Annotated in this window: 15 protein-coding genes; 4 read left to right on the top strand and 11 right to left on the bottom strand. The window is 44.1% G+C overall.

Annotated elements, in window-relative coordinates:
* Positions 1 to 3: 3 nt before the first annotated feature.
* From QUF19_RS23485 to QUF19_RS23470, 4 genes are all read right to left on the bottom strand, one after another.
* The gene (locus QUF19_RS23485) at positions 4 to 1,455 is read right to left on the bottom strand and encodes a TolC family protein (RefSeq protein ID WP_286303294.1); all 1,452 of its coding nucleotides are present in this window, start codon (positions 1,453 to 1,455) and stop codon (positions 4 to 6) included.
* Positions 1,456 to 1,554: 99 nt separating this feature from the next.
* Positions 1,555 to 2,019: a hypothetical protein gene (locus QUF19_RS23480; protein ID WP_286300191.1), complete on the bottom strand. Its 465-nt coding sequence runs from the start codon at positions 2,017 to 2,019 to the stop codon at positions 1,555 to 1,557.
* Between the two features lie 244 nt (positions 2,020 to 2,263).
* A complete protein-coding gene (locus QUF19_RS23475; protein WP_286303293.1) occupies positions 2,264 to 3,319 on the bottom strand; it encodes an NADH:flavin oxidoreductase in 1,056 nt (351 codons plus the stop codon).
* A 322-nt stretch (positions 3,320 to 3,641) separates the two neighbouring features.
* The gene (locus tag QUF19_RS23470; protein WP_286300189.1) at positions 3,642 to 4,277 is read right to left on the bottom strand and encodes an SDR family oxidoreductase; all 636 of its coding nucleotides are present in this window, start codon (positions 4,275 to 4,277) and stop codon (positions 3,642 to 3,644) included.
* A gap of 230 nt (positions 4,278 to 4,507) precedes the next feature.
* Between QUF19_RS23470 and QUF19_RS23465 the strand changes: the two genes are divergently transcribed.
* A complete protein-coding gene (locus tag QUF19_RS23465) occupies positions 4,508 to 6,484 on the top strand; it encodes a winged helix-turn-helix domain-containing protein (RefSeq protein ID WP_286300187.1) in 1,977 nt (658 codons plus the stop codon).
* Positions 6,485 to 6,598: 114 nt separating this feature from the next.
* Here QUF19_RS23465 and QUF19_RS23460 read toward each other — a convergent pair whose 3' ends face one another.
* From QUF19_RS23460 to QUF19_RS23445, 4 genes are all read right to left on the bottom strand, one after another.
* Positions 6,599 to 7,639 carry a phospholipase A gene (locus QUF19_RS23460; RefSeq protein WP_286303292.1) on the bottom strand — a complete coding sequence of 347 codons (1,041 nt, stop codon included), beginning with the start codon at positions 7,637 to 7,639 and terminating at the stop codon, positions 6,599 to 6,601.
* A 76-nt stretch (positions 7,640 to 7,715) separates the two neighbouring features.
* A complete protein-coding gene (locus tag QUF19_RS23455) occupies positions 7,716 to 8,396 on the bottom strand; it encodes a DUF3313 family protein (RefSeq protein WP_286300185.1) in 681 nt (226 codons plus the stop codon).
* A 140-nt stretch (positions 8,397 to 8,536) separates the two neighbouring features.
* Complete coding sequence (locus QUF19_RS23450; protein WP_286300183.1) at positions 8,537 to 11,584, bottom strand: efflux RND transporter permease subunit; 3,048 nt, start codon at positions 11,582 to 11,584, stop codon at positions 8,537 to 8,539.
* A gap of 9 nt (positions 11,585 to 11,593) precedes the next feature.
* Positions 11,594 to 12,784, bottom strand: coding sequence for an efflux RND transporter periplasmic adaptor subunit (locus tag QUF19_RS23445; protein ID WP_286300181.1), 1,191 nt, complete (start codon positions 12,782 to 12,784; stop codon positions 11,594 to 11,596).
* A 245-nt stretch (positions 12,785 to 13,029) separates the two neighbouring features.
* On the opposite strand from QUF19_RS23445, the gene QUF19_RS23440 reads away from it, so the two are divergent.
* The 3 genes from QUF19_RS23440 (at position 13,030) to QUF19_RS23430 (ending at position 16,826) form a co-directional block, all read left to right on the top strand.
* Positions 13,030 to 13,302, top strand: coding sequence for a hypothetical protein (locus QUF19_RS23440; protein ID WP_102435619.1), 273 nt, complete (start codon positions 13,030 to 13,032; stop codon positions 13,300 to 13,302).
* A 95-nt stretch (positions 13,303 to 13,397) separates the two neighbouring features.
* Entirely contained in the window at positions 13,398 to 15,116 is a 1,719-nt protein-coding gene (gene aspT, locus QUF19_RS23435; RefSeq protein WP_286300179.1) for an aspartate-alanine antiporter, read from the top strand.
* Positions 15,117 to 15,227: 111 nt separating this feature from the next.
* Positions 15,228 to 16,826: a bifunctional aspartate transaminase/aspartate 4-decarboxylase gene (locus tag QUF19_RS23430; protein ID WP_286300177.1), complete on the top strand. Its 1,599-nt coding sequence runs from the start codon at positions 15,228 to 15,230 to the stop codon at positions 16,824 to 16,826.
* A gap of 112 nt (positions 16,827 to 16,938) precedes the next feature.
* Here the strand turns inward: QUF19_RS23430 and QUF19_RS23425 are convergent, their stop codons facing one another.
* The 3 genes from QUF19_RS23425 to QUF19_RS23415 all read right to left on the bottom strand — a co-directional run bounded on the left by QUF19_RS23425 (position 16,939) and on the right by QUF19_RS23415 (position 19,715).
* Positions 16,939 to 17,628: a hypothetical protein gene (locus QUF19_RS23425; protein ID WP_286300175.1), complete on the bottom strand. Its 690-nt coding sequence runs from the start codon at positions 17,626 to 17,628 to the stop codon at positions 16,939 to 16,941.
* Positions 17,628 to 18,809 (bottom strand): OmpP1/FadL family transporter, encoded by a 1,182-nt coding sequence (locus QUF19_RS23420; protein WP_286300173.1) that lies wholly within the window; start codon positions 18,807 to 18,809, stop codon positions 17,628 to 17,630. Before QUF19_RS23420 ends, QUF19_RS23425 begins: the two co-directional genes overlap by 1 nt.
* 93 nt (positions 18,810 to 18,902) lie before the next feature.
* Positions 18,903 to 19,715, bottom strand: coding sequence for a crotonase/enoyl-CoA hydratase family protein (locus tag QUF19_RS23415; protein ID WP_286300171.1), 813 nt, complete (start codon positions 19,713 to 19,715; stop codon positions 18,903 to 18,905).
* Positions 19,716 to 19,861 lie beyond the last annotated feature (146 nt).

The raw sequence follows: 19,861 nt of genomic DNA, 5'->3' as shown, positions 1-19,861 counted from the left end.
TGTCTATTCCTTTATTGATTGGCTGTTGTTTTGAGTTACGGTGGAGTTGAGTTGCGGTTGATTAACTTGATAGCCAAAACCACTGACCAGTGAAGCCAGTTTGCTATTTACGATGTTGAGATCGGTAATCAAACGCTGTTGCTCTAGTTTCAAAGCAAGCTCATCTGCCGTTGCTGAAATAACGTCATTAAATTGCGCGGTGTTGTTTTGATAGCCTCTTTCCACCGCACTAATACGAGCGGCAGTTTGAGGAAGCAAGGTGCTTTGGTAACGATCTAACCGCTGAATAAGGTTCGACCTATCTACTAATAACGCATTCACTTGCGCGTTCATTTGGGAAAGTAAGGTGTCTTTTTGGGATTTAGCCGCGCCAACTTGGTACTGAGCCGCAGACAAGTTCTTGTCTTGTCGGTTGCCCGTAAACAGTGGGATATCAACCGTTAGATAAGCACTGACAAGATCAGAGGCAGGTTCGCCAGCCATGTTGTTCGCTTGTCGATGGGCATACATCACTTCCACACCAAACTGAGGCGTATACGCTTGCTCAGCTAGCTCTACTTGAGTTTGATTGGATGATATAGTCGCTTCTGTGATCTTAACGAGCGGATGATCCATCAACAGTTGATAATGCTTGGTTGCATCGTTGTTAGTCGCCAATTTACTTTCTAATAACGACCAATCAATTTGATTATTTGCATTAAGTACGCCCTGAGAATCAAGAGCCTGAGCTCCAATAGCTTGAGTCCCTAGCCAGTCAGAACCGAGCCACTCAGACAGTTGAGAGATTAGACGGCGTTGAACTTGCTGGTTGGCTTGCAGTTTCTCATCAAGCTTACTAACTTGAAGCTGCGCATTAAGTAGATCTTGCGCTTCGCTTTTACCTATCGAGTAATTGGTTTGCACATAGTTCTCTAGCTCAACCAATAAGCGTCGATTCTCATTGATGATGCTTTCTGCAACTTGTTGGTAACCCAATTCAACCCAAAGCTGCGTCATGCTATTTGCGATGGTCAGTTCGCGAGCCTGCACTTGAAGAGCCAAACCATCCGCTTGCTGCCCCGCTTTTTTCTGCTGGAGGTCTAGCGTGTCGCCACGCTCGAATTGCTGCATTAGACCGACCGAAATGTTGGTCATCGGGTCTTCATCAAACTGGAAGCTATCGACTGGCAGTCCGCCAAATCCGACTTTCAATTTCGGATCCATTAAGGTCGCGCTGGCAATACCGGTTTCTCGCATCGCTTGCGACTGAGCAAAGTACTGTTTGCGATTGCTGTCTTGGCTCAATGCTATCTCAATCAATGTATTGAGTTGCTGTGTTGAGGTTTGTTGCTCCGCTTGTGTTGAAGCAGGATCCGAAGCTAAAGCACTGGCTGAAATAAAAGCAGCACTCGAAACAAAGGCAGTAGCGACCACGACACTCGCGTTTATTCCAAACACAGAGGTTGTTGGTTTTATATTCACAATGAATGTCCATATCTAGCGTTAAATAACGCGTATAAAAGATTGGCGTATCAGATTTATGACTCTGATATCGCTATGTTTTTAGATATAGATTTATGCGGTGGGTGGGCGTAATAAAGATTGAGCGCGTGCGACTTTCTGCCCGATAATGACAGATTGAAAACGAGCTAAAGAAGAGACATATGGATTGGCGGCTTGAACAGCCTGAATTGGATAAGAAGTCGCAGAGCAAACTGAGGCGCAACAATCGGCACTCGAACAATGGTTACCCATCATGTGACTGCCGTCTTCGTTCATTGAAGACATATCGCATTGAACCATCAAGTCATGGGCACTCATATTAGAGTGTTCAGCGTGTGCATCATCACTCGTCACATGACATCCTGCCATTGAATCATTAATCGACGTATCGCTGTGGTAACAAGCCGATTTACTCGAGCTCATTTCCATCATCATTACTTCAGTCATCATGGCTGATGAGCTTGAGGCATAGCTAGACATCAACATCGCGATGATGCTGAAAACAGTAATCCAAGTTGTTCGGAGTGTGTTTGTCATAGCTAACCTTTAAATTTATAAGACAACTATAAAGGTTCCCCTTAGGGTAAGGTCAACGATGAAGAGCAAATATTTGCTGAAATTGATAGTAACTGCTGCATAGATAAACAAAAGGAACATTCAATAAGCGAGAGATGTGATTAATAAGGTTACAAATATCGATAAATGGAAGGCTAGAGAAACATGAGCCTGCGGTGTTACACAGGCTCACGTTTAGACTCAGACTTGGATCTGGGGTCATCGACTACATGCGAGCTAGCTGTACTTTTCTGTCTTTGTTTACCACACAGAAGTTACCGCGCTTAGTACGACACTTGGAGCATCGTTCACATTCAACAGGGCTTCGGTCACCCTCTTTCCAACGCTTCACTAGGTGCGGTTCAGAAAGTAGTGGACGTGAGAGCGCGAAGTATTCAATGCCCGTGTTATTTGCAATAGATTCAATGGCATCAAAATCGGTTAAGCCGCCCACCGTGATAACAGGAATGTCGACATCTTGGCTAATTGCATGGCCATACTCATGGAAGTAACCTTCAGCTTGAATGGTAAAGCCATCGTGTGACTCGCCAATCATGGTGTCGGCTTTGCCATGAATGTTGCCTGACACCACGATGCCATCAACACCCACTTGTTCTAGCTTTTTACACACTAAACGCGTTTCATCAAAGGTCACGCCACCCTCGAAAAATTCAGAGGCTGTTAGTTTAACCAAGATAGGGAAATCATCACCCACCAACTTGCGTGTTGCCGTGTAGATCTCAAGCAAGAATCTCATGCGATTTTCTAAGCTACCGCCGTATTCATCTTCACGCTGGTTATAGTAAGGGCTTAAGAACTGGTTGATCAAGTACGTGTGTGCCGCATGAATCTCAACACCATCAAAGCCCGACTGTTTAGCTCTTAGTGACGCTTTGGCAAACGCATCAACAATGTAACCAATTTCGTCTTTGGTCATCGCTTTGCCCAGTGTTTGAGTTCCTTTTTCTGGAACTTCACTTGGTGCGTAGATTACTCGTTCGCCAAGGTCATACGTGGTTTTGGTACCGCCATAAGCCAGTTGCATCACGATTTTAGAGTCGTTGTCGTGAACCAGTTGAGTTAGCTTTTTATACTCCTCGATAAACGAGTCGTTATACATGCCCATCATGCCTGCGTTAGGCTTCTCTTCTTCAACGATGTTCGCGTAACCCGTCACGATCAAGCCAACCTCACCTTGAGCCAACTCTTCATAGATAGCGTAAAGTTTATCTGTCATATGGCCATCTTCTGTCGCCATATTTTCCCACGTCGCACTTCTCATGAAGCGGTTTTTCAATGTCATGGTGCCAATGCGGGTTTCTGTAAACAAAGTACTCAAGTCTAATCCTCATTAAAATCGTTTTGCGAGTTACCCATTGCTGATGGGCACTGATTCAAGCGGATAGTACAGAGAATATCGCAGGCAAAACTTAATCTAGATTAAGAGAGCGGCACTCTCACATAAGAAAGCGACAAGAAATGGATTCAATAGATAGGAAATAACAAAAGATATAGGGAGCAAACAAAAAGCCGTTCAGTCTCACTAAACGGCTTTGCAAGTATCTAGATAGGTAGAAATTTCTCTAACCAACGCTTTAATAGCATTAGCCATATTTAACCGTCGGATCGATACATTGATAGACCTGGCCGATACTCGCTTCGTTCGCTAATAACGTTTCAATAAGTCGTGCGACTTCTTGTCGATAAATCACACCATGCACTTCCACTTGCTGAGAAAGTTCACCGTTACCAGTCACCTCACCGTCTAGCAAGCCGCCTGGGCGTAGAATCGTGTAATCCAACGAGCTCGACATTAACCAAGCTTCCGCCAATGATTTTTCACGAACTGCAGCGCCGAAGCCTTTTCTAGAACGTTCTGATAGGTACTGCCATGAATCACCACAACCTAAAGACGTCACCAACACAAAGCGTTTGATTTCATTCGTTTCCAGAGCATCAATCACATGTCGGTGGCCAATGTAGTCAACCGGAACATCTACTCTAAAACTGCCCATGCTTGAAACAACCAATGCCGATTTCGGTAATTCAGCAATCGTCTTCTCAACTTGTTGTTTGTCGGTCGCATCACAGCTAAGTGAAGTTACGCCAAGAATTGCCAAGCGCGGGTTCTTCTCTGGATTTCTAGCAATCGCAATCACTTCAAAACCTTGCTGATGAAAGTGCTCGACCATTGCAGCGCCCAAACCACTGCCCGCTCCCCATACAACGACTGTACTCATAAATACCTCAAAAAATGATGTTGTTCCTAATACTAACGACACAATCTAATTGGTTCTTTCACTCAGATCAACAAATGCGAATAAGTCTCAATATTAAAAGCCATATTTATCAAGCAACCATTGATTGGCTCAAAAGCACGACCACTTATCACAATTGAACATTGCTTGATTGAATTGCCCCAACTTGTCTACTAAAGTAATTTTAATACAATGACTTAGTATCGGTAGCTATGAAAAAAGAACGTATCCAGTATTCTTTCGACGTGTGGTTGTTTGTCCCAGATGAAGACAAGCTCATCATGGATAACGAAGACGTGATTATCGACAACCGTTTGTCCAAACTACTGGACTTCTTTTGCCAGAATCCAAACATAGTGTTCTCACGAGATGAGTTGATTAATGAGGTTTGGAACGGGTCGATCTTAACGGATCAAGTGATCACTCAAGCTATTTTCGAATTACGCAAAACATTGAAATCGGCTGAGCGACACTCGATGGGTTATATCATCACGGTACCCAAGCGAGGATATAAGCTGGATGTTGATGTTCAGAAAACCATTTTGATTCACCCTTCAATGGTGACCAAGACCTTGCCAGTTTCCGATGTATATGAAAATACTGAACAACCCGAATCTGCATCTATTTTCGACTCTTCAATGAAGACGCAACAAGATTCACCTCAACCAATCAATGGGGCGGCGGTCATTGCTGACCAACCCATAAGTCACGATGAAGTTGACGATTCAAAAGCCCTTCATGAACAAGTGCCTCGTGCTCATGCCCAAGACAAAAACCAAAACCAAAACCAAAACCAAGCTGAAACTGAAAATCATCGAACTCAAAACTTACAGAATCATCGCGACAATACACCAAATAACCAAACACCGCTTTCCAATATCCAACCTAATCGGGATGAAGCATCGAGTAAAACAGTTAACTCTAATGATCTAACAAATGGATCAGCTCAGCCTTCTGCCAGCAATACAAAAAGTACAGCGACAAGGAACGACACCACCACAAAGCCAGAAACAAAACAGAGAAAACCCTTTCGCTTGGCTATCGTGGTAAGCGCTATTGTCATCGCCATTGGTGTGTTTTGGTGGAGTTCACAGTCATCAACTTCGTCCTCATATACAGCTTCATCTTCCGACAATGACGCAAGCTCATCCGTTAATGGCATGACTGATCTCTTTGATTCTGAAAGCCGCTCTTCGGAGACGACTGACAAGACAAATCAAGTAACGAATGCCCAAGTTCTTGAAAACCACAAGGCCCACTCTTCGGTTCATTACTTGTCACTTGAACCGCGCTATATCTACGTCAGAATTGATGAGAGTTTGAAAAATGATGCCTTTAAACGCGGCATTGTCCATAAATTGATGAGCTACCTTACGACCTATCGTGACTTTCGCATCGTGGTCGATGAAACCTTGGTGCCAAACTCCGCTAACGTGGTCAGCTTTAAAAGAAAAGTTGATGGCGATAGAGAGTACTTGGACATTACCTATTTCAACCGCATCTCCAACTTCAAACATTTAGGCCGTGATTACCTGATTGATGCTTCTTCACTGCACACCACTATGCGTAACATGCTCGACGATTTATTGGACTCATTTAATATCGACATCCAAAAGTCCATTTTAAGACAACAGATTTCTGAGTTACCTAAGCAAGAAGAAGCGCTACAACTGACTCTTGAATCACTTGGTTTGACCTTCATGACATTGGACAGAACTGATACCTTGAAAAAGATCATCGCCGCCAACGAGCTTGAACCTGACAATCACTTTGTAATGTCGAGCCGATATTTGTATGAGCTTGCGGACATCTTTTTGTTGAAGTCTTCACAAAAGGAAAAGCTGGTTCAAAAGCTTAACGATCGGTTCGGCAAGAAGCTTCTTTTAGCAGAGAACAATCCAACCTCTTATCGCATATACGATGCATTGGCTGCCTACTCGCTCACCCAAGATAACCCGAACGCCGCCGAGCGTTACATGACCTTGATACCGAGAAGTGAATACAACGTCATGTCGATGATTATCTTGGCAAAATTGGAAGAGTCGAAAGGCAACCCTGCTGCTGCCGAAGAGTACTATTATGAAACCATTTTGGAATCCGGTTATCCGGTCGTTCTGAAAGTCGCGCAGACCTTGTTCTTCAATAGCAACATCTCTGAAATTGAGTCGAAAGTCGAGATAGTAAAATAGTTCAAACGCCTTCATTCTCACCTCAAACACCGCAACGCTAATTTCAATGCACCGCCATTCTCGGCGGTGCTTTTATCTCGATAGGCTCCAAAGTACAACTCCAAAGCAGACGTTCTATAAGGCGTTGGTCAGCAGAATACCAACGCCGATTCGCTCGCTGCTATAGTCATAATCAATCAAGCTTTCACCGTAGCCTTTGTAGTACTGAACATACCCTTTTAATCGCCCAAACAATGGGAAACTAAGTGAGGTTTGAACGCCACCATAACCAGTTTGAAAGTTGTAACGCCCCAACGCAGACAGCTCAAACTCATCCCATTTATAAGCGCCCGATAATTCGTAATGCCCTAGATAATCTTGGATGTCAGGGTTGTCGTCACTGCTGCTCGACTCTGGTATCCGGTACCAAGGCTGAAAGTACACCGCAAAGTCATCTTCCATATAGCCCAAGCCCGCATAAACACGGTTCCAACTGCGACTCAGTTCGGCGGTTCGACCATTCGACTCATGTTCAAGCCCCAATCGAGAAAACCATACACCTTCTGTCGACTCTATATCTAAAGGCGTCTCATAGAACACTTCTGGGCGATAGTTTGTTTCCCTAAATGGAGCCGAGATATCGGATGAATATGCCTGCCAGAATGACTTCAATGTGAAACCAAAATAGATCTTATCGTCTTGATTGAACACACCATCGTCGACCACGGGGATCTTCAAACTCAATTGCAGCTTTATCTCTTCATCACTAAGGTCATCCGCTTTTCCACCGAATCGCTCATCGCCATAAGGTTGAGTGTTGACGTTCGTCATATGGGTGACTGGCAAAATATAGTTTAAGCGATAAGGCGTAATCACGAAGGGGTTGTCTTCCGTCGAGTATTCCAACTTCAAGCGCGAAATCTTTTGTTCAGGTGACAGTTCCGGTGTTAGTTCAGTGGTTTGCACTTTTGTGCTGTTCTCACTTTCCTTAGCCGCAGCCTTAGCCTTAGCCTTAGCCTTAGTTTCAGCTTCTGAATCAGCGACTGCATAACTACACTGTTGCTTTAGCCACTCTACACTTTGCTCGTTTGTCGCGTTCGCTAATGAATGCAGAATACATTCTTCGTAGCTGCTATCACTCGCAAACGCAGGAACGCTTAAACTACTGCTAAGCATTAACAGAACAAGCTGACGGTAGATTTTATAACTGCCGTGTCTATTGTTGTCCGCTTTATTGTCGCTGTTCACGAGCTTAACCTTGCTTCTTGTTTAGGTAAGTCACTTCAAAAGCAAAATCGACCGCTTGCTTGGTGATTTGATCGATATTTTTATCAAGCATGTCGATGGTGATATCAGACTTTTCGTTCTCTAATACACCATTGTCATTCACCACAAAGATACGACGGCCAATCAGTTCTGAAGAATCATGATCTTTTAGGTCGACACTTGCCAACACACGAATTGAACGATCTCGAGTACCCGCAGCGTATTTAACCGCACCGATAATAGAACCAACAGGGATAAACTCCGTCACACGCATGTCCTCAGGGATGTCATCAATGCCATATAGATCAACACTAATATCGAGCACTTTATTAGCCAAAATAGAGTTCTCGTATCCTTGCAGTTTATGCTTCAACTTGTCGTTCATACTGGTAAGAATTTGTGCTTTGAATTGCTCTTGCACCTCTTTCGATACTCGCTTGTCGATGCCTGCATTTTTAATCTCTACACTATTGAATTTGAACTGATTAAAGTGATGTGAAGCACTGTCTTTTGCTATCCACGACATGCCCGCCATGTCGTCATCAAACTGGCTATCGACAAAGTAATGATCTGAATCGACGCTTTTGATTTCTTCTTTGTTTGGGACTGAACTTGCACAGCCAACGGTGAACAACGCAAGCAATGGATATAAGTAATGTAGTTTCATGTGAACCTCTAATTTCCTGAATTTTGAATGCACGAACCCCTAAGCGGTCAGGCTCATAAATGGGATTCGTGTTGATTAAATTTTCTTGTTAATGAATGATTTGTTTGGAAGAGCTTTCGTGATCATTAGCTCTCACGTTACTAAGCTTCTTGTTCCTGAGCGGTATGATCCGCCGCTAAGTAGGTGTAAATCGTTGGTACCACGAACAGCGTAAATAGCGTGCCCACAGACATACCCACCGTAATCACCAAGCCAATTGAGAATCGACTTTGAGCCCCTGCACCACTCGCTATTAGCAGCGGTACAACACCTACAACCATGGCGGCAGTTGTCATCAATACTGGGCGCATTCGCACGGTCGCTGAACGGATTGCGGCTTCACGGCGGCTGCATTTCAACTCTTGTTGCATCTGGTTAGCAAACTCAACAATCAAAATACCGTGTTTACTGATGAGTCCGATTAAGGTCACCAATCCGACTTCTGTATAGATGTTGAGCGTATCAATGCCCAAGTACAGTGGCATTAAAGCACCAAAGATCGACAACGGCACACTGGTTAATACCACCAGCGGATCGCGTAAGCTTTCGAACTGCGCTGCCAATACCAAGTAGATAATCACCAAGGCTAAGAAGAACGTCGTTACCAACGAAGACCCTTCTTGCAAGAACTGGCGTAGCTGCCCAGAAGTATCCGTGCTGTATGATTTAGGCAATATCTGCGCAGCACCCTCTTCCATCACTTGGTAAGCCTCACCAATACTGATGCCCGGCATCATCTTCGCTTCGATCATGGCACTGTTTAACTGTTGGAACTGATCCACTTTTGAAGGTTGTACCGATTGGCTAATCTCGATTAAAGACGCCAGTGGAACCATTTCGCCAGTATTTGAACGTACGTGGTAATTCTTCAGATCATCCCAAGAGTTACGATTCTCGTTCGGTACTTGCGTGATAACCTGATAGCTGCGTTGATCCATCGAGAAGTAGTTCACGAAGCCCTCACTAATAAAGCGAGACAGCACGGTACCGATGTCCTGAGCACTCACATTCATTTGCGCCGCTTTATCACGGTCAATTTGGATCTCAACTTGCGGTTTATTGAAGTTAAGATCGTTCTGCACGTAGATAAACTTACCGCTCTTCTGTGCGTATTCTTTTAGCTTCTCAGCGTATTGATACAGATCCTGATACGAGCCTGTTGGTGTCTTCAATACCATTTGGAATGGCAAGCCTTGCGGTGTGCCTGGTAAATCCGGTGGAGAGAAGGTATACACCTGCAAACCCGGTAATACAGAGCTCTCTTTTTCGAAACGTTGCATCACCTCTTTCGCCGTTGATTCGCGTGAATCCCAATCTTTCAATACACCTAAACCAAAGAACGCGTTGTTGTTCATATAGCCGTTATCCAGCATGGTCATTTCTACTTCGTCGTTTTTACCAATGGCGTCAATCAGAGCCGGGGTAAAGTGGCGAATGTAATCGGTATTGGCTTGCGCAGGTCCTTGTCCCATCACAATCATTACGCCCTGATCTTCTTCAGGTGCCAGCTCAGAAGCAGTATTCATAAACATGAACACCAAGCTAATCAGCAATGTCCCGATTACTGGCCAGATATAAACTCGGTTATTAAGCACATGCTCAAGCACCTTTCGGTAACGCTCAGTTACACCAGCAATAACAACGTCGATCTTCTTAACCAGTTTTCCATCCAATACCGACTTGTTGAGCAGCTTTGAACACATCATCGGCGTCAACGTAAGTGCGATAAAGCCTGAAATCAGAACAGAGCCCGCCAAGGTGAAAGCAAACTCGGTAAACAACTTACCGGTCAAACCGCCCATGAAACCGATGGGTGCATACACAGCGGCTAAGGTAATGGTCATCGCAATCACAGAGCCTGCGATTTCACGCGCACTGTCAATCGCTGCTTTGATTGGGCTGGTACCATCTTCTAGGTGACGGAAGGTGTTCTCCACCACCACAATCGCATCATCAACCACCAAAGAGATCGCAAGAACCATCGCCAATAACGTCAGCAAGTTAATACTGAAACCCATGCTCAACATGAAGAACATCGAGCCAATCAGCGACAATGGAATGGTCACCAATGGGATCAACATCGCACGCATAGAGCCGAGGAACGCAAAGATAACAATGACAACAATCAGAGCCGCTTCCATCAGCGTTTTTGCTACTTCATCAATCGATGTCTCAATGAACTTGGTTGAGTCGTACACCACATCCGCTTTAATACCGTCAGGTAGGCCTGCTTCTATCTGAGGCAGCAATTCATAAATGCCCTCAACCACGGTTAACGGGTTAGATGTTGCGGTATTGCTGATCGCAGTTGCAACAGTCGTCACACCATTAAATTCAACGTCTGAATCATAAGTAGCCGCGCCGAGTTCCACAGTCGCAACATCTTTCAAATGCACCAGTTGTCCGTCATGTGCTTTGAGCGACATGTTTTTAAAGTCTTCTACAGAGCTAGAATCGGTATGAGCATTGATATCGACTTCGATATAAGGGTTTTGTAACTTACCCGCGGCACTCACGATGTTGTTTGCTCGCAACGCATTTTGTACATCAGTTGCAGTTAAACCATAAGACGCCAACTTTTGAGGTTTTAACCAGATACGCATCGCGAAATCTTGTTGCCCCAACATATCGACTTTAGATACACCCTCAACGGTTGAGAATGTTGGCTTCACCACTCGGCTCACATAGTCTGACACCTGCTCTGTTTTCAGCGTATCGCTTGAGAAAGAGACATATAAAATTGGAGATTGAGATGTCGATTTAAGAATACTCGGATCCAATACCCCTGAAGGCAGCTTGTATTTCACTTGTTGTACCAGAGACAAAATCTCCGTCAGCGCGCCGTCTGATGGGTAACCCAGCTTCAAGTAAACCGTAATGACCGATTTACCCAAGGCACTGTCTGATGTCATATAGTCAATGCCCGCAGTTTGGGCGATTTCAGCCTGCAACGGCTGGGTAACATAACCTTGCACGCTCGATGCACTGGCACCTGGATAACTGGTGGTAACGGTAATCACACCTGTTTCAATTTCTGGGTATTGGCGCACTTGCAGCGAGGTAAAGGCCTTTAGACCCAACACCAACAACACAAGGCTTAATACCGTCGCCAAAACCGGACGTTTGATAAATACATCAGTAAATGTCATGGGAGTATCCTATTTACTTGGCTTAGTATTGGTAACAAGAGGTCGTTGATTGTTCACTAAAACCAGACCGCCGTTTTTAAGCTGATGTTGATTCGATGTCACCACCACATCGCCCTCTTTTAAACCAGAAATAACACCCACATAACCACCCTGTTTCGGGCCAATTTCCACAGTACGTTGCACCACTTTGTATTCATAAAATGGTGTCTCTGCTTTCTCTGAACCTTGACTGCTTGGATCTTTGTCGTCAGAGCTTACGCTGCCTGAATTCGTGCTCACTTGTTTCGTTGACGTATCAAGAACAAACACAGTATCGCCAGACAAGGTGTAGCTGATTGCCACTGATTGCACACTGATCACCGAGTTTGAATCTGAAGTGGTCAGCGTCGCATCCACATACATTCCCGACTCCAACGGAACAGGCTGAGTCGTCACCGCTCGCAGTTCGATATTGTGTGTGCTGGCGTCTGAGCTTGGTTCAATTGCCGTAATCGTTGCGTGATACTCAGCATCGTTAGCTGCGTCAGATTCAAACTGGAGATCCTGACCCACTTTCACGCTGTGAAGGTAAAGCTCCGAAATAGAAAAATCGACATACTGTTGAGAGCTATCTTCAAGGTCAACAATCGCTGTGCTTGAGTTAATAAAGTCACCCACATCAACATTTCTAATTCCAACATTGCCAGAGAAAGGCGCTTTAACTTTCATATATTCAACCTGAGTAGAGATGTATTCGAGTTTCGCGGATTCAGCATTAAATTGAGCTGCAAGTTTATCTACCGAATTCTGAGAGACGCTATTATTTTTAAGTAGCTTTTTATTTCGTTTCAATTCCGTTCTCGCCAATTCAACTTTTGCTAACTGGCTTTTATGATTAGCTTTCAATAGGGCATCATCCAATTTAATAAGAACATCGCCTTTATTGACAAATTGACCCGATTTAAAAAGCACTTCTTTTATTTGCCCTGACATTTGGCTTGTCACATCTATAGATTGGTTTGCATGAATGTTACCTATCACTTGCAAACTCTCATTCCAAACTTCTTTATTTACTGATTCAGTTGTTACAGATGTCGCTGGTAATTTAAAACTTGCTACCTTTTCTTTTATTATTTCGCTTTTCACGTAATGAAAGCCGAATACAAAAGACAATAATATAAATAAAGCTGACCCGACGATTACGCCTTTATACTTACTCATGTGTTCACCTTGTTTTTAAAGTCCGGCTATTCTATCTATCGACACCGTCAATAAATCAAACTGATATAACATCGCAGTAAAGCTATATAAAATAAAAATAAAACCAACAAATACAATGACTTGATAAACTTTTATCAAGTAAAAATCATTTTAATCCTTTATGTCGATTTTATTTGAACATGATTTATATTCTCTCTCGATAGATATAATTCTCATCGTTCCTTAAACAACTAACTGAGATTAATATGTCTAATCAAGCACACCACACGAAAGTCGCTATTAAAGAAAAAATGAAACGTGTATATGGAGAAGAAGTCGACCATAAACATAACAAGGACCATCTAGAGTATAGAGCGCATCAGCCTTCTCATTCAGGTCAGCCACATGGCGGAGAACCTGAAGGTCATAAGCATTTAGTTAATCACCATCCGGATGGTCATCATAATAAGCATCACAAAGATAAAACTCATGACCATAAAAAGGCTTCACGATTACACCATAAGAAAAACAACTCTTAGGTTCAAATAACTACAGATAACGAAAACACTCTGTAATTTAACATCAACATATTATTAATTATGAAATATAAAAACCATTTCATTAAAGGTTTATCATGTCATTTATTATTGAACAATTAAGAGACTATCCATTTATAGCTCTATTCCTATCATTAGGACTTGGTTACTTAATCGGTAAAATTAAAATCGGTAAATTTGAACTAGGCGGAATCGCAGGTTCACTTTTGGTTGCGGTAGGGCTTGGTCAAATCGGCGGAATCGCGATTTCCAACGAAGTAAAAAGCATCTTCTTTGCGCTATTTATATTCATGGTGGGTTACAACGGCGGACCGCAATTTTTCTCATCATTCCGCCTTTCATCACTAACACGCTTATTCGCTTCATTCGTGATGACGTTTGTAGGATTGGTGACGGTTGTGTTGCTCTCTAAATGGGCAGGACTAGACAAAGGTTTAGCGGCAGGTCTTGCGGCTGGCGGCTTAACGCAATCGGCAATCATAGGTACAGCGGGCAACGCAATTGATCAGCTCAACCTAGCTCCCGATGTCACATCAACACTTAAGACAAACGTGGCTGTCGGTTACTCAATCACCTACATCTTCGGCTCTCTTGGCCCAATCTTAATGATGTCACTCATTCCTATGGTAATGGGTTGGAACATCACTAAAGAAGCGAAAAAACTCGCAGAGAAAATGGGCGCTGGTAACAAGCAGTTAAACGAGGGTGAATTCCCAGCACTAAGCCGCGTATCTTCACGCGCTTACCAGGTTACCGCCAACTCGATCTTTGTCGGAAAAAGCGTTGTTGAACTAGAAGAAGCATTCGACACAGATTTAACCATCGAAGCTATTTATCGCACCAAGGACGAAGCAGAGTCGACTTTAGATATCGCTAAGAACCCTATCTTAGCGGCTGGAGACAAGGTTTACCTAACTGGCTTAACGCGTGCCTTTCCGAAAGTGACATCCCTTGGGGTTGAACTGGGTGAATTTAGCGAAGAAAACAACGTTATTCAGACACAACAAAAAGTCGTACTGACCAACAAGAAACTAGCAGGCATCACTCTACGTAAGCTTCACGATGAAACCAACGCACGTATTCGCCGTGGTGTTTATATCGCTCAGCTGTCTCGTATGGGTCATGACATTTCAACATTACCAGAAACTGAATTACACCTTGGCGACGAAATCACGCTAGTGGGTCTCAAAGAAGACCTTGCCAAAGTCGTGAAGAAAATCGGTTACAACAGCCCTCTTCCAAGTGTGACGGACTTTGTGACCATGTCTTTCGGCATGGTGCTGGGTTACCTGATTGGTGAGATTGGCTTCTCAATCGGTGGTTCTCATATTGCGCTTGGTTCTGGTTTAGGTTGTTTGGTTTCCGGCCTGCTTGTTGGCTACCTAAGAATGCGTACACCACGTTTAGGAAGCGTTAACCATGGCGCTGCTAACTTTATGCAGACATTCGGACTAGCAGTATTTGTTGCAGTTGTTGGTATCAACGCAGGCGCTCCAGCACTGACTGCAATCAAAGAGAATGGCGTAACGCTATTACTGCTCGGTGTATTAGTCACTTTGATTCCTCAAATACTAACGTTCCTATTCAATTACTACGTGTTGAAAATCAAGAACCCGGTAGAAGCCTTAGCCGTTGTCGCAGGTAGCCGCAGCGCTAACCCAGCCTTCGCATCGCTTCTAGAAAAAACACAGAACAGCACACCCGTACCAAGTTTCACGATGACTTACGCGGTTGCCAATATCTTCCTCACTCTATGGGGACCAGTAATCATCAACCTAATTACCAAAATTTCTTAGAAAAACAACTTAATCAAGAGCCTGGCTCTTACCCCAAAAGATCATTAATCAAACGTTAGCTATTCAATCCAAACAATAGCTAACCAATAAACAATTTAGAGAGAAACGAATATGAAACGCACAGATGAAAAACGCCTAGAAACACTGAGCCCTTTTGAAGTAAAAAATACACTGATCGACCTTGCTCAGCATTCACATGAAAAAACGATGATCAACGCTGGCCGCGGCAACCCTAACTGGGTAGCAACAGCACCACGTGAAGCTTTCTTCCAACTCGGCATGTTTGCTCTTGAAGAGTCGAAAGCGACCTTCTCTGGCTACCAAGGCTTTGGTGGAATGGGCGCTAAACAAGACATTAGCCTGCGTTTTCTTCACTTTTGTGAAAAACACGAAGAGCAAGAAGGTGTTCAATTCCTAATTGAAGCTTTCCAGTTCATTACCGATCAATATCAAGTAGACAGCGATGAGCTGATTTATGAGTGGGTTGGCGGTATTCTAGGTAACAATTACCCTGTTCCTGACCGTATGCTCAAGTATTCAGAACTGATCGCTCGTAAATACATTGAACAAGAGATGGCAGGCTCTCAACCAGTACCTGCTGGCAAGTTTGACTTGTTTGCTGTTGAAGGCGGTACGGCAGCCATGGTGTATATTTTCAACACTTTGAAGAGTAACCGTCTGTTAAACAAAGGCGATACGATTGCGATTGGCGCACCGATTTTCACACCTTACATCGAGATGCCAGAGCTTGAAGATTATTCACTAAACAAAGTAGAAATTATGGCAACGGAAGAATCAGCGTGGCAGATCCCGGATTCTGAATTAGAGAAGTTGAATGATCCAAGCGTGAAAGCTTTCTTCTTAGTAAACCCAAGCAACCCAGCATCGGTAAGACTGAGTGATGAGACACTCTACAAAATCGCAGAAATTGCTAACCGTCGTCCTGAGTTAATTCTACTGACTGATGACGTATATGGCACCTTCGCGGATAACTTCACTTCGTTAGCGATGCTTGCTCCGAAGAATACGATTCTGGTGTATTCATACTCTAAGTACTTTGGTGCAACAGGCTGGCGTTTAGGGGTGATTGGCGTGCATGAAGACAACAACTTCGATCGTATGATCGCTGATCTTCCAGAACAAACCAGAGACACGCTGACGGCACGATACAAAGGTATTTCCCTTGAACCAAGCAAGATTAAATTTATTGATCGATTGGTTGCAGACAGCCGAGCAGTGGCACTGAACCATACTGCGGGTCTTTCTACACCTCAACAAATCCAGATGACGATGTTTTCATTGCTGTCTTTGATGCAAGGTGGTGAAGAGTATAAACGCTTGGCTAAGCAGATTGTGCGCCGTCGTTACCATACGTTGATGCAGAAGAACTTGGCGGCCCCAATCATTGCAGAGGGCGATCAAACAGGTGCGTTTTACTATGTAGAGATTGATCTGAAAGAAATTGCTCAAACGATTCATAGCAATGGTTTCTTCTCTTGGTTAGAAGAAACGTATGAGCCTTTGGATTTCTTGGTTCGTCTTGCCGAAGAACATGGCGTGATTGTAATGCCGGGCGCAGGGTTTGATGCTCCAACATGGTCGCTACGTGTTTCTCTCGCTAACTTAGAAGAAGAGCAATACGCCAACATCACTCAAGCGATGAATGCCGTGATGCAAAGCTATGTAGAACGTTACGAAGCGATTTGCTAACGCTATTCAACAGCTGAGAATCTAATAGGGAAGTAATAAGTGCTGAGTGTAAGTTCACCTAAATCGGTGGTCATACACTCAGCTCTTTATTTATGTAGAAGCGGGATAACTACTAGTTGAACTCGTAGGTATAAGAAGCGCCGACACTGTTATTCTCACCGAAGTCATCCTCAGCAAAAATAGTGAAGAAATTGAACGACTGGGCGTCACTCAATTTGTAGCTGGCACCAACTCCAGTCCAATAACCTGAATAATCATCAGAACCCATTGAACCACCGCCAAAGCCCATAATGGACCATTCATCAGTAATCGTTTTTAAGCCAAACGCACCAATATAACCACCATGCGTTGAACTCGGCATCAATACATAATCAGAACCCACATTTTGGTCATCGAACACCGCTACTTCACCATCATTATAGCTGTAGCCAGCCATCGGGAAGATTTGCCATCCGAACGGCTCAATATCGAAATAACTCAACGGAACAAATGTCCCGATACTGTAGTTATTCTTGTAAGCATCGTTGTCGTATTCAGAGCGACTAAAGTTGAAATTGACGATCCCCAAAGGCAATAGCCATGAACCGCCCACTCGCCACTCTTCACCGTCTGCGTTAACGCGAGCGTTGATCATTCGCGCTTCATCAAGCCCGATTGAACCCGAGAACTTAAGCTCTTCGTTATAAGCAACGCCTGCTTTGGTTACGATCTTAGTCGGATCATCTGGGTGCTTCTCTTCAGCCAAAACACCCGTTGAGCCTAGGATGACCGAACTAACAATTAATAGATTACGTAATGTCATTAGAAGGTCGCGCTAACGCCAACGAAGTGGATACGACCATCGAACGAACCATTAAGGAGATTGCGTCCAGTAGGACCATCACGATCCATTTCAACTGAACCCAGATCAGCATACTCGTAAAACACATCAATTAAGATGTCGTCCCAATAGGTAGATGCACCCACTGAGTAGCGATACTGTTCGCCCACTGGAAGGTCAACCCATTGCATTGAAGGATCGTCTTGTGGCGAGGTTTCATAAGAGAAGCCTGCTTTTAAACGCCAATCTGAATTCAATTGGTAGTCAGCGCCAACTGCAAACTTCCAAACATCATCCCAATCACGTTTGATTGGGATTCCATCTTTGGCGGTCACCCCAAAATCTAAAACGGTCTCATCCCACTCACTCCAACGGTGGAACTGAATACTAGCAAGTAAGTCAAGTTGAGAGTTCAATGCATAGCTTGCGCTTAAATCAACGATCTCAGGCAGCGCTAGGTCTGTCGACAGAGAGCGATTGTTACCAGGCAGTGAACCTTTTAACTCATTATTGAATTCATGCTCTAGCTTCGAGCGGTAACTCGCACCTAGTTTAAGTTTATCTGTAGGTGTGTACATTACACCAAGGTTATAGCCATAAGCCCAATCAGTGTCTTGTTTTGCTGTAAATCCAGATGTTGTTTGTTGGAATGCACCCCAGCTGAATTGCACACCTGCGCCTACAGACCACTGATCGTTCAATTTGTAGCTCAGTGATGGGTTCACTTGCATTGCGGTTAGGGTGATATCCTCTAGAAGCCCAGCTCCCGCCCATTCACTGCCGTAATCAAGGCTAGAGCCACCTACAGCACCGAGAGCGATACCAAGGTGTAATTTGTCCGTCACTTGGTGAGCATGGAACGCACCAAATGACGGCATAACTGAATGAGCTTTACCGCTATCACTTGAATCTAGGTTGTCTTGATATTGCATCTCAAGATCAAACGCCATGGTATTGATGGTCGTTTTGCTTTCGCCCATATGAGACATGGTGGCAGGGTTCGTCCACATCGCAGCAGCAGAGCGAGTATAGACACCATCACCAGCGCCAGCAGTACCAGCGTTGGCAACAACGGCTTCTTGTAAAAACAGGCCACTTGCGAAAGCGTTTAGACTTGTAAAGATTGCGGTGGCAGCTAGAGAGTAGGTAAAAGTTTTGTTCATCAGGGTGCTCATTCAGCCTTAGACATTAAATTGCGCTAAGGTTACCGCAAAGCACCATAAACAAAGGGAATATCGATTATTCCTGTACAAATACTATTTAAACTTCCTAGCCACATAAGCGCGTGGTTTGTCGCGATGAATTTCACGCTGAGCGGCAATCGCCCTGTTCTTACCTAACCCCACTTTAATCTGGTACCAAGTCTCGTAAAACAAGGCGATACCGGGGCTAGACCACCACGTTTTGTTGTAGAGTTTTTTATTGGCAGCAACCACATCTGGCGATCGGTTCGCGCACTCGAGTGCCAAGGCATAAGCTTCTGCATAAGGATCTTCTGCAATTTTAGTCACAAGTCCATATTCCTTTGCCGTTTCGCTATCAATCACTTTAGCGGTCATTGCCATTTCTAAGGTGTGATCTTTGCGCATCAACTCTCTAAAAGCGATTGCACCGCCCATGTCAGGAATCAAACCCCATTTCGCTTCTAGTATCGAGAAATTGGCATCTGGGCTAGCGATTCTAAAGTCGCCACCACTGACCAATTGCAAACCACCTCCCCAACAACGACCATGAATCGCAAAAATAACGGGACACGGAATATCTCGCCAACCCAGCGAAAAGCACTGCGCTGCATTTGGCAATGTAGGAAACCATTTGAACAAAAGCTTCATTGCGCCAGACTTACTGGTCAACAGAGATTTAATATCAAGCCCTGAACAAAAGTCGGCCCCATTGCCCTTCACTATCACGGCGCGAATCTCGGTGTTCTTTTTCAGCTGATCCACCATGTTGTTCACCCCTTGGAACATCGCCATATCAATGGCATTCAGCTTATCAGGGCGATTCAACACAACCGTTGCGATCTGGTTTTCATCAATGGAACAAGTGAGGCGTTCGAGTTCAGGCATTTGGTTATCCAATTAGGTGGTCAGACCTTTAGCGTAGCCATCTTAATCACATATGCAAAATTGACGCTTTAGAAGCGAGATCTGTGTTGGCTAACACTTTGTCTAGGAAACACAAAGCCCAATAAAAAAGGCAGTGATGGAGAGCT

The sequence above is a fragment of the Vibrio sp. FE10 genome (assembly GCF_030297155.1).
Classification (GTDB): domain Bacteria; phylum Pseudomonadota; class Gammaproteobacteria; order Enterobacterales; family Vibrionaceae; genus Vibrio; species Vibrio apostichopi.
Note: the sequence above shows the minus strand (reverse complement) of the source record. Positions and strands in the feature narration are given on the sequence as shown.

Coding starts and splice junctions, on each gene's coding strand:
- QUF19_RS23480 (WP_286300191.1), bottom strand. CDS start 2,019: ATGACAAACACACTCCGAACAACTTGGATTACTGTTTTCAGCATCATC.
- QUF19_RS23475 (WP_286303293.1), bottom strand. CDS start 3,319: ATGAGAAGTGCGACGTGGGAAAATATGGCGACAGAAGATGGCCATATG.
- QUF19_RS23470 (WP_286300189.1), bottom strand. CDS start 4,277: ATGAGTACAGTCGTTGTATGGGGAGCGGGCAGTGGTTTGGGCGCTGCA.
- QUF19_RS23465 (WP_286300187.1), top strand. CDS start 4,508: ATGAAAAAAGAACGTATCCAGTATTCTTTCGACGTGTGGTTGTTTGTC.
- QUF19_RS23460 (WP_286303292.1), bottom strand. CDS start 7,639: ATGCTTAGCAGTAGTTTAAGCGTTCCTGCGTTTGCGAGTGATAGCAGC.
- QUF19_RS23455 (WP_286300185.1), bottom strand. CDS start 8,396: ATGAAACTACATTACTTATATCCATTGCTTGCGTTGTTCACCGTTGGC.
- QUF19_RS23450 (WP_286300183.1), bottom strand. CDS start 11,584: ATGACATTTACTGATGTATTTATCAAACGTCCGGTTTTGGCGACGGTA.
- QUF19_RS23445 (WP_286300181.1), bottom strand. CDS start 12,784: ATGAGTAAGTATAAAGGCGTAATCGTCGGGTCAGCTTTATTTATATTA.
- QUF19_RS23440 (WP_102435619.1), top strand. CDS start 13,030: ATGTCTAATCAAGCACACCACACGAAAGTCGCTATTAAAGAAAAAATG.
- aspT (WP_286300179.1), top strand. CDS start 13,398: ATGTCATTTATTATTGAACAATTAAGAGACTATCCATTTATAGCTCTA.
- QUF19_RS23430 (WP_286300177.1), top strand. CDS start 15,228: ATGAAACGCACAGATGAAAAACGCCTAGAAACACTGAGCCCTTTTGAA.
- QUF19_RS23425 (WP_286300175.1), bottom strand. CDS start 17,628: ATGACATTACGTAATCTATTAATTGTTAGTTCGGTCATCCTAGGCTCA.
- QUF19_RS23420 (WP_286300173.1), bottom strand. CDS start 18,809: ATGAACAAAACTTTTACCTACTCTCTAGCTGCCACCGCAATCTTTACA.
- QUF19_RS23415 (WP_286300171.1), bottom strand. CDS start 19,715: ATGCCTGAACTCGAACGCCTCACTTGTTCCATTGATGAAAACCAGATC.